General features: G+C 71.4%; 10 protein-coding genes. 7 read left to right on the forward strand and 3 right to left on the reverse strand.

Translation table 11 applies throughout. From position 1 onward, the window contains the following. The first annotated feature begins 253 nt into the window (after positions 1–253). The 7 genes from VGR06_RS26190 to VGR06_RS26220 all read left to right on the forward strand — a co-directional run bounded on the left by VGR06_RS26190 (position 254) and on the right by VGR06_RS26220 (position 9,552). The gene (locus VGR06_RS26190) at positions 254–772 is read left to right on the forward strand and encodes a hypothetical protein (RefSeq protein ID WP_327561788.1); all 519 of its coding nucleotides are present in this window, start codon (positions 254–256) and stop codon (positions 770–772) included. Positions 773–1,214: 442 nt separating this feature from the next. Continuing rightward, positions 1,215–1,793 carry a PadR family transcriptional regulator gene (locus tag VGR06_RS26195; protein WP_327561789.1) on the forward strand — a complete coding sequence of 193 codons (579 nt, stop codon included), beginning with the start codon at positions 1,215–1,217 and terminating at the stop codon, positions 1,791–1,793. Beyond that, positions 1,790–2,518 carry an ABC transporter ATP-binding protein gene (locus tag VGR06_RS26200; RefSeq protein WP_327561790.1) on the forward strand — a complete coding sequence of 243 codons (729 nt, stop codon included), beginning with the start codon at positions 1,790–1,792 and terminating at the stop codon, positions 2,516–2,518. The genes VGR06_RS26195 and VGR06_RS26200 overlap by 4 nt, the downstream gene beginning before the upstream one ends. A 154-nt stretch (positions 2,519–2,672) precedes the next feature. Further along, positions 2,673–5,381, forward strand: a complete 2,709-nt coding sequence (locus VGR06_RS26205) for an FtsX-like permease family protein (RefSeq protein WP_327561791.1) — start codon at positions 2,673–2,675, stop codon at positions 5,379–5,381. A 69-nt stretch (positions 5,382–5,450) separates the two neighbouring features. Then, a complete protein-coding gene (locus tag VGR06_RS26210) occupies positions 5,451–6,317 on the forward strand; it encodes a class I SAM-dependent methyltransferase (RefSeq protein ID WP_327561792.1) in 867 nt (288 codons plus the stop codon). An 81-nt stretch (positions 6,318–6,398) separates the two neighbouring features. Further along, a complete protein-coding gene (gene acpA, locus VGR06_RS26215; RefSeq protein ID WP_327561793.1) occupies positions 6,399–8,096 on the forward strand; it encodes an acid phosphatase in 1,698 nt (565 codons plus the stop codon). Between the two features lie 205 nt (positions 8,097–8,301). Continuing rightward, positions 8,302–9,552: a cytochrome P450 gene (locus VGR06_RS26220; protein ID WP_327561813.1), complete on the forward strand. Its 1,251-nt coding sequence runs from the start codon at positions 8,302–8,304 to the stop codon at positions 9,550–9,552. Between the two features lie 52 nt (positions 9,553–9,604). Here the strand turns inward: VGR06_RS26220 and VGR06_RS26225 are convergent, their stop codons facing one another. The 3 genes from VGR06_RS26225 to VGR06_RS26235 all read right to left on the reverse strand — a co-directional run bounded on the left by VGR06_RS26225 (position 9,605) and on the right by VGR06_RS26235 (position 13,005). Beyond that, complete coding sequence (locus VGR06_RS26225; RefSeq protein ID WP_327561794.1) at positions 9,605–11,074, reverse strand: sialidase family protein; 1,470 nt, start codon at positions 11,072–11,074, stop codon at positions 9,605–9,607. Between the two features lie 146 nt (positions 11,075–11,220). Then, entirely contained in the window at positions 11,221–11,586 is a 366-nt protein-coding gene (locus tag VGR06_RS26230; protein WP_327561795.1) for a YidH family protein, read from the reverse strand. A 90-nt stretch (positions 11,587–11,676) separates the two neighbouring features. Beyond that, positions 11,677–13,005 carry a sigma-70 family RNA polymerase sigma factor gene (locus tag VGR06_RS26235; RefSeq protein WP_327561796.1) on the reverse strand — a complete coding sequence of 443 codons (1,329 nt, stop codon included), beginning with the start codon at positions 13,003–13,005 and terminating at the stop codon, positions 11,677–11,679. Position 13,006: the final 1 nt, after the last annotated feature.

The raw sequence follows: 13,006 nt of genomic DNA on the forward strand, positions 1-13,006 counted from the left end.
GACTCCCCCCGAGGGGGTCCTTCATTTTGTTCGGATCATGCACTCTGGAACGGATCGCTAAACTGCGGGGCTCGCTAATTTGCTCGAATCCAATTGTAACTTTTCGAAATCACTAATACCACCTAAGTGTCTTGTGAATTCCTGGTGTCTGTGGGCACACTTGATGGATCAAGGGCGCGCATGGTGGTTTGTTTTTCGAGGTTAGAAGGGGATTCGCGCCATGCCTGGAGAAATAGTTGACAACGCCATAGCCGTGCCCGCCGCCGCTTCCGGTTCGCACCGTGTGCTGCCGGCCGCGGTCCGAAAGTTTCAGGCGTTGGAAGTGCGGGCCATCGACGAGCTGCGCCGTATCAGCCTGCCCCTGCTGCGCTGGGCGGTCGGCATCGTGTTCGTCTGGTTCGGCGCACTGAAGCTGGTAGGTAGCACACCGGTCGCCGATTTCGTGGCGCACACGCTGCCCTGGTTCAATCGCGCCTGGCTCATTCCCGCGCTCGGCCTGTTCGAGGTCGCCATCGGGGTCGCCATGATTGTCGGACGTTTCCTCACGGTGGTGTGCGCCGTGATGGTGGCCCACCTGGCCGGCACGTTCCTCTCCCTGGTCATGCAGCCCGAGGTCACCTTCCAGCACGGCAACCCGCTGATGCTGACCGCTGAGGGCGAGTTCGTCATGAAGAACCTGGTGCTGATCGCCGCCGGCCTGGTCATCGCCGCCCGCTTCACCCGCCCCCGCCGCGCCGCCATCCCCGCTTCGCGGCGCCCCGGCGAGGACTGATCGGCGACAAGTCGGTTGCCCGGCGGGCTCGCGGCGGTGGGCGCGTGGCTCGCCGGGGTGGTCCGGTGGCGTCGGCGGGCGGCGGTTTGGGGTGGGCGCCCGGCTTTGAAGATGGCTTGGGAAGGCGGCCGGGCCGGTCGGGCGCCGGGTTCCGGGAGTTGTCCATCGTGATCGGGGTGATCGGGTCTGGTGTGGCTGGTGGGACCGGTGGGGCGTTGACCAATGCCCTGAAGGCGGCCTTCGGGACGTTGAGCGTCCTGAAGGCCGCCTTCAGGGCATGTGTCGACCGCCCAATAGTCTCACCAGTCCCTCGTCCTTGCCTTCTTTCCCGGCCACCCAGCCAACCGTCACCCGCCCCGTCGCCCGGACCCACCCGCCAGCCACGACACCTGACCAAACTGGCTCTTGTTTTGACCATACCGAGTATGCATACTCGGTATCCATGTCAGTCAAGCACGGCCTGCTCGCGCTGCTGGAACGCGGCCCGATGTACGGCTACCAGCTGCGCGCGGCGTTCGAGGAGTCCACGGGCGGCACCTGGCCGCTGAACATCGGGCAGGTGTACACCACCCTGTCCCGGCTGGAGCGCGACGAGCTGGTGCGCGCGCTGCCGGAGGGTGAGGGCGGGCAGCGCTCCTACGAGATCACCGGAGCGGGGCGGGCGGAGCTGGCGCTCTGGTTCGCCACCCCGGTGAGCCGTGGCGACCGGCCGCGCGACGAGCTGGCGATCAAGCTGGCGCTGGCGCTGACCACGCCGGGCGTCGACGCGCGGGCGGTGCTGCAGACCCAGCGCACCGCCACCATGCGCGGGTTGCAGGAGCTCACCCGGCTGAAGTCGCGGTCCGCCGCGCCCGGGGACCTGGCCTGGCGGCTGGTGCTGGACTCGATGCTGTTCCAGGCGGAGGCGGAGGTGCGCTGGTTGGACCACTGCGAGGCGAGCCTGAGCCGCTATGCCGCGCCGCCGGAGCCGGTCCCGGTCGCGCCCGAAGAGGAACCGAGTGAGGAGGGGGCACGTCGATGACGATCTTGGAGCTGGATGCGGTGCACCGGGTGCACGGCAGTGGGGCGACGGCGGTGCATGCCTTGCGGGGGGTTTCGGTGAGTGTGGGGCAGGGGGAGCTGGTGGCGGTGATGGGGCCGTCCGGGTCCGGCAAGTCCACGTTGCTGAACCTGGCCGGCGGGTTGGACTCGCCGACCCAGGGCACGGTCACGGTGGACGGCACGTCGCTGGGGGAGTGCGGCCGGCGGGCGCTGGCGGCGCTGCGGCGACGCCGGGTGGGCTACGTGTTCCAGGACCTGAACCTGCTGGCCAGCCTCACCGCGGCGGAGAACGTGGCACTGCCGCTGGAGTTGGACGGGATGCCGGTGCGGAAGGCCCGCCCGCTCGCCGAGGCCGCACTGTCCGAAGTGGACCTCGACGGTCTCGGCCAGCGGTTCCCGGACGAGCTTTCCGGCGGGCAGCAGCAGCGGGTGGCCATCGCCCGGGCGCTGATCGGGGAGCGCCGGCTGATCCTGGCCGACGAGCCGACCGGGGCGCTGGACTCGCAGACCGGCGAGGCCGTGCTCCGGCTCCTTCGCTCCAAAGTAGACGGTGGGGCGGCGGGTGTCCTGGTCACGCATGACGCGCGGCACGCGGCGTGGGCGGACCGGGTGGTCTTCCTGCGGGACGGCGTCATCGTGGACACCGCCGGGCCGCTCGACCAGCCCGACGAGCTGCTCAACGTGCCGGGTGGTGCGCGGTCATGAGCGGAGCTTGCGGAGCGAATCATCGATACTCCGGCAACTCCGAGCCTGCGAGGAGATGCCGGCTTGGCGGACCTTGCGGAGCGCATCAAACACCGGCCCGGCCCCGAGGGACGCGGGGCCGGGGTCTGCGTCACCGAGCTAGCGAGGTGAAGCAATGAGGGGATGGCTGACCGCGCTGCGGATGGCCCGGCGTGAGGCCCGGCGCGCCAAGGGCCGCTCCCTGCTGGTGATCGGGATGATCCTGCTGCCGGCCGCGGCGCTGTCGTTCCTCGCGGTGGGGGACGACAACTTCACCCTCACCCCCGAGGAGAGTGCGGACCGGGCGATGGGCACCGCGCAGGCGGTGATCAGCTGGCCGTACGGCGGCCCCGTGCAGCAGTTGCACGATTTCCTGGACGCCCTCCCGGGCCGCGACACACCGCCACCGCCGGCCGCCGAGCCGACCGACGAGGCGCTGCTGGCCCTGCTGCCGGCCGGCTCCCGGGTCATCCCGTACCGGCTCGGGACGCTCACCATGCGCACCGCGACCGGGACCGGAACCCTCAGCGCCCGGATGCTCGACTACGCCGATCCCCTGGCCCAGGGCATCTACACCCAGCTCTCCGGCCGGGCTCCGGCGAACCCGGACGAGGTCGCGCTGACCAGGTCCGCCGCGAGCCGGCTGGGGGTCGACCTGAACGGCTCGGTCAGCCTCGCCGACGGCAGCCGCACGTTCCGCGTCGCGTCCCTCGTGGAGGATCCGAAGGAACTGAAGGCGACCACGATCATCCTGCCGCCCCAGCAGCTGCGGTTGTCCGAGGACCGGGCGGACCGGCAGTGGCTGGCGGCCACGCCGTCCACGCTGACCTGGACCCAGGTCAAGGAGCTCAACACGCACGGGGTGACCGCGCTGTCCCGGTACGTGCTGGCGCACACGCCGAGCGACGCCGAGCTCTACCAGACGGGCGTGCACCGCAGCAGCGGCAGCCATGGGATACCGCCCGACGTCTTCACGCTCGTGGCCGGAGTGGCGACGCTCGAGGTGGTCCTGCTGGCCGGGCCGGCGTTCGCGGTCGGCGCCCGGCGCCGCAGGCGGGAGCTGGCGCTGGTCGCGGCGGCCGGTGCCACCCCGGCGCAGGTCCGGCGGATCGTGCTGGCCGACGGCGTGGTGCTCGGGGCGGTGGCCGCGGTCATCGGTGCCGCGCTGGGGATCGCGGCCGGGGCGGTCCTCCGGCCGGTGCTCGAGAAGTCCTTCGGCTACCGCGCCGCCGCGGACTTCGGGGTGAGCCCGCTGGCGCAGGTGATCCTCATCTGCCTGGCCGTGCTGACCGGCGTGCTGGCCGCGCTGGTGCCGGCGTGGATCACCGGCCGGCAGGACGTGGTGGCCGCCCTCGCCGGCCGGCGGGGGATCACCCGGACCCGGCGGCGCTGGCCGGTTCTCGGCCTGGTGCTGGCCGCCGCCGGCATCGGCGTGGTGATCTTCGGGGCGACCCTGGACGACGAGGACCGGCAATTTCCGGTCATTCTCATCGGGGTGATCGTCTTCGAGTTGGGTCTGGTCGCCTGCACACCCGCGCTGGTGGGTCTGGTCGCGCGGCTGAGCCGGTGGACGCCGCTGGCCTTGCGGATCGCGCTACGCGACACGTCCCGCAACCGCACCGCGGCAGCGCCGGCGATCTCCGCGGTGATGGCCGCGGTCGTCGGCACCATCGCCGTCGGGGTCGTGTCCATCTCGATCACCGCACGGGAGGCCTCGGAGAGTGCCGGGCAGCCGGGCGACGTCATCGTGTTGCGGATCAACCGGGACGGCTCCGGCGGCGTGCGGGGCGTTCCGGCCGACGCCATCGAACGGCTGCGCACCGTGCTGCCGGTGGCCTCCGCACACGAGATCAACATGCCGAACTGCTCCGGGCGGTGCTTCATCCACCCGGCTATTCCCGCGGCCATCGCCTGCCCGTACTCGGGTGACGTGCTGGGCCACCTGCCGAACGCGGACGAGCAGCGCGCCGCGCGGGCCGACCGGCGCTGCGACGACGTGCGCCGGGTGAACCGGTATTTCAGCGGCACCTACGGCACCGACAGCGGCCTGGCGGTCATCCTCGACGACACGTCGGCGAGCGCGATGGTCAGCATGCCGGCCGGGGACGCCGAGGCGGTCAACGCGGCGATGCGCGGCGGTGCCGTGGTCGTCAGCGACGCCCGCTACCTGGAGAGCGGCCGGGCCTTGCTGGGCATCGGGGAGATCGGCTCGGACGGGCCGGAGCGCACCGTGACCGCGCCCGGTTTCCTGCTGCCGCGCGGCGCCAAGGCCCCGATCGCCATGATGACCAGCGAAACCGCGCGCTCGCTCGGGTTCGTGCCGGCCCCGTTCGGCACGCTGGTGAAGACCAGCCGGATGCCGACCGTGGCGGAGGAGGACGCGGCGGCGGCGGTCCTGGGCACGGAGTACGACCTGGTGGTCGACCGGGGCTCGGAGCCGGACAACCAGATGCTGATCATTCTGGCCATCGTGGCCGCGGTGATCACGCTGGGCACGGCCGCGATCGCCACCGGGCTGATGGCCGCGGACGGCCGCGCGGACCTGGCCACCCTCGGCGCCGTCGGGGCGTCCCCTCGGGTGCGCAAGTTGCTGTCGTTGAGCCAGTCCGGGGTGATCGCCGGGCTCGGATCGCTGCTCGGCGCGGCCGCCGGGCTGGGCGTCTCCACGGCCGTGCTGGCCGCGCTCAACCAGCGCTTCGCCGGCATCTGGCCGGCGCCCACCCCGTTCCCGATCGGGGTGCCCTGGCTCAACGTCGCCCTCGCGGTGGTCGCGGTGCCGGTGGTGGCGATGCTCGGCGCCGGCCTGCTCACCCGGGCCCGGCTGCCCATCGAGCGCCGAGAATAATGCGGTGAATGCGTCCTTCCGCGCGCTCAGTGAGAGGAAGGACGCATTCACCGCACTCGAGGGGGACGCATGAGCGACCGGTGGGCGGCATGGCTCCTCGAGCACCGATTCGGCGCGAACGCGGCGGCCAAGGAGCGGATGCTGGTCTGGTTGGGGGAGGTCCGGGACAAGGTGCTGGCCGGCGCGCGGATCCAGCCCGGGGACACGGTGCTCGACGTGGGCTGCGGCGACGGGCTGCTCGGGGTCGGTGCGGCGGAGCGGGTCGGCGAGAGCGGCACGGTGATCTTCAGCGACATCTCGGCCGAATTGTTGGACCGGTGCCGGGAGATCACCACCGACCTCGGCGCGGCCGGCCGGTACCGGTTCGTCCACAGTGGACTACCGGATCTTGCCGCCCTGGAACCGGATTCGGCCGACGTCGTGCTGACCCGCTCGGTGCTGATCTACGTGGCCGACAAGGCCGCCGCGTTCGCCACGATGCACCGCCTGCTCCGCCCCGGCGGCCGGCTGTCGATCTTCGAGCCGATCAACCGGTTCGGCAAGCCGAGCCCGCCCGGCGAACTCGCCGGGTTCGACGTCACCGGGCTCGAACCGCTGGCCGCCAAGTTCCGCGACACCTACCGCACGCACCAGCCCGACAACGACCCGATGGGCGACTTCGACGAGCGGGACCTGCTCGGGCATGCCATGGCCGCCGGGTTCACCGACGTTCACCTGGAGTACCTGGTCGACGTCGGCCGGGACCCGGACCCCGTTGACTGGGACACGTTCCTGCGCACCGCGCCCAACCCGCTGGTGCCCACGTTCGGCGAGATCCTCGACGAGGCGCTCGACCCGGCCGAGCGGGAAACGCTGACCCGGCACCTCCGCACCCAGCTCGGTCCGGGCGCGCGCATCCGAAGACAGGCCGTGGCATACCTGACCGCCCGGTGCTGATTCACCGGGCAGTTTCGCGGGGTAGCTCTTGCCAGAAACATGCCATGGGGCAAGGCTTTCGCGCGGACGCGGAGGTGAGCGATGAATTTCCGGACATACCGGAAGAATGTGGCAGTACTCCTGACGATTCCGGCGCTCGGGCTCGGGACGACCACGGCGAGCGCGCTCCCGGATCACGGGCAACGGCCCGCGATCGACCACATCGTGGTGATCTACGAGGAGAACCACAGCTTCGACAACCTGTTCGGCGGCTGGGAGCGGGTCGACGGGCTGCCGCACGCCCGCCCGCAGACCCAGGTCGCCCCGGACGGGACCGCGCTGCCGTGCCTGCCGATGAACGACGTCAACCTGACCTCGCCGCCACTGCCGGCCACCTGCACCGGCACCATCGGCGGCACGCCGGTCAGCTCGGCGTTCACCAACCGGCCGTTCCCGATCGACAACTACATCGCGCCGGCCGACACCACCTGCCCCACCCCCGGCCAGTTCGTGCCCAACGGCATCCCGAAGGGGCAGGGCCTGCCCGGCGGCTGCACCCGCGACCTGGTGCACCGCTTCTACAACGAGCAGTACCAGATCAACGGCGGGGCGATGGACCGCTACGTCGCCGGCAGCGACGCCGTGGGCCTGGTCATGGGCACCTACGACACCCGCGGCCTGCCGATCTACGAGTACCTGCACGGGCGCGGCGCCCCGGACTACGCCGTCGCCGACCGGTTCTTCCAGGGCTCGTTCGGCGGCTCCTTCCTCAACCACCAGTGGCTGATCACGCCGAACACCCCGGTGTTCCCGAACGCGGTGCGCAGCGGGCCGGACGACCTGCACTCGGTGGTCGGGCCGGACGGCTTCCCGGCCGGCACGCTGCTGCACCCGGCCACGCCCGGCACCGCGGACCGCGCGCTCACCCAGGCGGCCAACCCGGACGGGACCTGCGCGGTGCCGGCCGGCGCCGCGCCGCCGCCCGCCGGAACCGCCTGCGGTGACTTCGCGGTGAACACCATCCAGCCGCCGTACCAGCCGTTCGCCCCCGGTACCGCGGTGTCCCGGCGGCTTCCGCCGCAGACCACGCCCACCATCGGCGACCGGCTCACCAGCGCCGGGATCGACTGGGCCTGGTACTCCGGCGGCTGGGACAACGCCAACGGCAACGTCGGCGGCCCCGGCTGGACCAACGGCACAACCCCGGGCACCTGCACCAGCCCGCGCACCGCGGCCGGCGCGGTCTACCCGAACTGCCCGGACGCCACGTTCCAGTACCACCACCAGCCGTTCAACTACTTCGCCAACTACGCGCCCGGCACCGCGGCCCGCACCGCGCACCTGCGCGACGAGGTCGAGTTCATCGCCGCGGCGAAGGCCGGGCGGTTGACGCCGGTGAGCTTCATCAAGCCTGTCGGCGAGGAGAACGAGCACCCCGGCTACGCCAGCGAGGACACCGGCAGCCGGCACCTGGTCGACCTGATCAAGGCGGTGCAGTCCGGCCGGGACGCCGAGCACACCCTGATCGTGGTCACCTACGACGAGTTCGGCGGCCAATGGGACCACGTCCCGCCGCCGTCGGGCCGGCACGCGGTCGCCGACCAGTGGGGCCCGGGCACCCGCATCCCCACGCTGCTGATCTCACCCGCGCTGCGCCGCCCGTTCTTCGTCGACCACACCTCGCACGACACCACCTCGATCATGGCCACCATCGAGCGCCGCTGGCACCTGCCCCCGATCGGCACCCGCGACGCCCGCGTGGCCGACCTGTCAACGGCGTTCCCGGGCGGCCGACTCTAGGTCGGGACGGTACGACTCGGTTGCGGGACGGTACGACTCGCTGGCTGGAACGTACGACTCGCCGGGCCTGGGCACGGCACCGGCGAGTCGTACCGTCGGGCACGCGAGTCGTACGCTCGGGCAACCGAGTCGTACCGGCTGGCACCTGGCTCGCGTTCGTGGGCTGGATCTGTAGCATGCGGCCGTGGGGAAACTCCGTTCACGGATTGTCGGCTGGGTGGGCCGCCGATATCTGGCGCGTACCCAGAAAAACGGGCTCGACCTGTCGAAGGTTCTGCCCGATCAGGCGCTGATGCCGCTGCGCCGAACCGGCCTGGATCCGGTGGGTGAGCTGGGCCACATGCGGGCCGAGCAGCCGATCGCGAAGCTGAAAATGCCACTCGGCGTAAGCGTGTGGCTGGTATCCGGTTACCCCGAGGCAAAGGCGGTTCTCGGCCGGACCCACGGTTTCAGCAATGATTTCGCGAACCTCATGGGAAATATGGGGGCCTCCGCCGAGCAGAATCCGGGCGGCCTGGGATTCGCCGACCCGCCGGTGCACACCCGGCTGCGGAAGCTGCTCACGCCGGAGTTCACCATGCGCCGGCTGTCCCGGCTCACGCCGCGGATCGAGGCCATCGTGGCCGACCAGCTCGACGCGATGGCGGAGGTGGACGGTCCGGTCGACCTCTGGCAGTCGTTCGCGCTGCCCATCCCGTCGCTGACCATCTGCGAGCTGCTCGGCGTCGCCTACGAGGACCGCGCCGACTTCCAGCGCCTGTCCACGGCGCGGTTCGACCTGTTCGGGGGCGCCAACGCCTCGCTCGGCGCGATCTCGGAGTCGCTGACCTACCTGCTGGACGTGGTGAAACGGCAGCGCGAGTCGCCCGGCGACGGGCTGCTCGGCATGCTGATCAAGGAGCACGGCCACGAGATCGACGACCAGGAGCTGGCCGGGCTCGCCGACGGGTTGCTCACCGGCGGGCTGGAGACCACGGCGAGCATGCTCGCGCTCGGCACCCTGGTGCTGATGCAACGCCCGGAGTCGGCGGAGCTGCTCGGCAAGGACGAGGACGCGGTCACCCGGTTCGTCGAGGAGCTGCTGCGCTACCTCACCGTGGTGCAGGTGGCGTTCCCGCGGTTCGCCACCGAGGACCTGGACATCGCCGGCGTGCGGATCGCCCAGGGCGACATCGTGGTGGCCTCGCTCTCCGGCGCGAACCGGGACCAGACGCTCGGCCCGGACATGGAGCGCTTCGACCCCACCCGGGCGCCGACCTCGCACCTGGCGTTCGGCTACGGCATCCACCGCTGCATCGGTGCCGAGCTCGCCCGGATGGAGCTGCGCGCCGCGTACCCGGCCCTGGTGCGCCGGTTCCCCGCGATGCGGCTGGCCGTCGAGCCGGGCGCGGTGCCGTACCGGCAGACCTCGATCGTGTACGGGGTGGACACGCTGCCCGTGTTGCTCAAGCCCTGAAGGCGGCCTTTCCCACGCTGGGTGTGAGGAAGGCCGCCTTCATCGCACTCCGCTAGTGGAGGTTGAGCTGCCCGGGCGCGGAGCTGGTCCGCTCCGCGAATCCGCTCGCCGAACCCGCGGTGGCGGTCCGGAGCTCGGCCGTGACCGAGCCGCCGGTGATCGGCAGGCCGCCCGTGGGCACCTGCATGGACATCCGGAACGAGCTGCCGACCGGCGCGCTGGCCACCGGGACCACCGGGTAGGCGTTGCCGCCGAACGGGATCGAGGTGGAGATGCGGTCGCCGACCATCCGGCCCTGGTTGGTGTTCGGCAGCCAGGACAGCGTCATCGGCCCGGCGATCTGGACCGGTGCGCTCCAGGTCGAGCCGCCGTTCGTGGACGAGATGAACCCGACGTTGAGCTGGCACGTCGCCGCCGTGCAGGACCCGCTCGAGTAGTAGTAATACGTGATGCCGATCCGGGCGGAGGTGCTACCGCTGGTCAGGTCCACCGAGATGCCCGGCAGGAAGTGGTCCACGTTGCTGGTCACCGGGTCGATCGGCACCCGGATCGTCGGGCCCCACGTGGTCTCGCTTGTGGACTTTGCCATCACGATGTCGTTGACGGCGCAGTTGGCCCGGAAGCCGCAGTCCGACCACACGAGGTAGACCGTGCCCGGCCCGTCCCGCTCGGCCGTCGGCATCGGGAACTCGCGCAGCCCGCCCGCGGGGGTGTCGTGGAAGACCGCGTCCACCTGGACCGTCGCCCGCCAGGACGCGCCACCGTCGACCGAGCGGAACGAGCCCATGTCACCGAAGAACGTGTCGAAGTAGGGCACGAGCACGGTGCCGTTGTTCAGCACCACGGGTTGCCCGCCGATGCCCGAGGCACCGTCGCCGGTGGACATGCCCGGACCCCAGGTGAGACCGCCGTCCTTGGAGGTCTTCATCCGGAGGATGTTGCCGTTGACGATGTCGTAGGTGACGTAGCAGTTGCCGAAGAACGGGCTCGCCGCGTTGTTGTCGCAGGCGATTCCCGGCTTGTCGAGCAGATCACCGAAAGCGGTGCGGACCGGCGTGCTCCAGGTCAGGCCGTTGTCGGTGGAGCGGCTGGTGAGCACGTCCGCTGTGGACGAGGTCAGGCCCAGCGAGGAGATCAGCCACACGTTGTGCTTCAGGTCGAACGCGACGGACGGTCCGGAGGCCTGACCGTAGCCGCCGGCGGGCGAACCATTGGGGGTTATTCCGGGCAGGAAGCCACGTGTCCAGGTGGCACCACCATTGGTCGAGGTGGCCCAGCCGATGTTCGAGGAGCCACCGCCGAACACGCGGCCGGACTGGAACGCCGAGACGATCGTGCTACCCCATTGGAACGTGTCCGGTTCCACCTGGGTCTGGTGCTGGGCCTGGGCATCGGCGTAGGGATCCGTGCTGGCCTGGGTAAGTGCGACGTTGGCGTAGGCGGACGGCGTCGCCACCAGGACCGCGGTAGCGGTCGAGACGGCGACGACGCCTAAACGGACGAATGGGCCGACGAGACGCATGAGCGTCCCCCTTCCCTTTTTGTGGGCGTTTTTGGGGAAAAGAGGCCGGCCTGCCGCCTGAGGTGTAGCACTGGTGAGTTCTGCACAGCAAGAGCCCTAGGTGGTATGGCGCGCGCGGGAAACCCGGCCGGCGGTACCCCCCGGGTTCAGGCGATCAGCATGAGCACCACGGTGATCACGACGCCCACCGCGAGCCCGGTGCCCACGATCCACGATGTCCACGACGGCGGAATGGGCTCGCCCAGCCGCATCGCCCGCTCCACCCGCCGCCAGCGCCGGTGCGCGGTCGCGGACAGCAGCAGCGCCAACCCGATCAGCAGCAACCCGAGCACCAGCCGGGGCGGGCGGGGGATCGCCGCCGGCAGGAACTGGATCACGCCGACGCCGGCCGCCAGCAGTGCCAGCGCGGTCCGGATGCCGGCCAGAAACGTGCGCTCGTTGGCCAGCGAGAACCGGTAGTCCGGCGGCTCGCCAACCTCGCGCACGGATCGGTCCGGGGTCCAGCCACGCACCCGCCCAGTCTGACCTGCCGGGGTGCCGGCCGGCTCGACCACCCCACTGTCCCGCGGGTTAACGACCGTTTCCCTTACCTCGTCCGGGTTTTACGGCCGGCTGACCGGGGTGGCCGCCGGCTCCGGGGCTTTTCCCTTGCCGCCCTGGGCCGGGGTCGGTGGTGTGGCTCGCTGCCCCTGCTGCCCGGCCTGCCCCTGCTGCCCGGCCTGCCCCTGCGCTTCGGCGGCCTGCTGGCCTTGCTCGGCCTGCTCGCCCGACGCGCTTTCCTGGCCCTTCGGCTCCTTCTCCTTTGCCGCGGCCTCGGTGCCGTTTTCGTCCTCGGCCGTCGATCCGGATGGGGAGGCGGCGGGTTCGGCGGCCGCGGAGCCCGGCTCGGTGCTTCCGTTCGGTGTGGGCGCGGTTCCGGTGATCTCCGAGGTCTGCCGCTGAACGGGCGGTTGCACGGCGACGACCCCGCCGTTGCCACCCGGCGGGCTGACGCCGGGATCCGAGGCGACGACCGTCACCGCGGTCACCGCCGCGACCGCGGCCGCCGCACCGGCCTGTGCCGCGGCCGTGGTGACCGACGCCTTCACCGCGGAGAGCCAGGACACCGTGGCGACGCCGGTGGACGCCGAGGTCAGCATCGTCGCGTGCAGGTACGCGGCGGCCAGCGGGGCGCCGAGCACGATCGGGCCGAGCACCGCCCGGAGCCCGCCGTTGACCTGCTCCAGGCCGGCGGCCACCTCGCGGCAGCGGGCGCAGTGGGCCAGGTGCGCGGCCACCTTTCGGCGCTGTGGCGCGGAGATGCTGCGCCGCACCCAGCCGGCGAGCTTGTCCGTGGCGGCCCGGCACTCCCGCTGATCGGCGGCCGGCACGTGCAGCCGGAGGTAGGCCTGGCGCAACCCTTCGCGCGCCCGGTAGGCAAGCGCCGCAACACCATTGGGGGTCATGCCGAGCAGCGGCGCGATGGCCGCCGGGGACTCGCCCTCGACCTCGGTGTGCCAGAGCACGACCCGCCAGCGCTCGGGCAGCCCGGCGAACGCGTTGGCCGCGTCGCTGCCGTGCAGGCGGGCCGCCACCGGGTCGTCCCCAGCGGGCAGGTAGGCGTCGGGGACCTCGGCGAACAGCGCCGTGCTCGGCGTGCGGCGGGCCGTGTTGATCGCCAGGTGCCGCATGGTGACCAGCAGGTACGGCCGGAACTCCTCGTGCGGCCCGCGCCCGGACCGCAGGGTCTGTAAGACCCGGGTGAACGCCTCGGCGACCAGATCCTCGCGCTCGGCCGGGGTGGTCGCCAGGCAGGCGGCGGCCCGCTTGGCGGCGGCCAGATGCCGCTCGTACAGCACGCCGTACGCGCTCACGTCGCCGTGCCGCACGGCTGTGATCAGCACGGCGTCGCTCGAACCGTCGGGGAGCATCCTCTGGAGAGCCTCGCTCACC

This window comes from Actinophytocola sp. (assembly GCF_036002505.1).
Lineage (GTDB): Bacteria > Actinomycetota > Actinomycetes > Mycobacteriales > Pseudonocardiaceae > DASYTH01.

What these genes read in the sequence shown, in the direction of transcription:
- VGR06_RS26195 (WP_327561789.1), top strand. Translation starts at nt 1,215, where the DNA reads ATGTCAGTCAAGCACGGCCTGCTCGCGCTGCTGGAACGCGGCCCGATG.
- VGR06_RS26200 (WP_327561790.1), top strand. Translation starts at nt 1,790, where the DNA reads ATGACGATCTTGGAGCTGGATGCGGTGCACCGGGTGCACGGCAGTGGG.
- VGR06_RS26205 (WP_327561791.1), top strand. Translation starts at nt 2,673, where the DNA reads ATGAGGGGATGGCTGACCGCGCTGCGGATGGCCCGGCGTGAGGCCCGG.
- VGR06_RS26210 (WP_327561792.1), top strand. Translation starts at nt 5,451, where the DNA reads ATGAGCGACCGGTGGGCGGCATGGCTCCTCGAGCACCGATTCGGCGCG.
- acpA (WP_327561793.1), top strand. Translation starts at nt 6,399, where the DNA reads ATGAATTTCCGGACATACCGGAAGAATGTGGCAGTACTCCTGACGATT.
- VGR06_RS26225 (WP_327561794.1), bottom strand. Translation starts at nt 11,074, where the DNA reads ATGCGTCTCGTCGGCCCATTCGTCCGTTTAGGCGTCGTCGCCGTCTCG.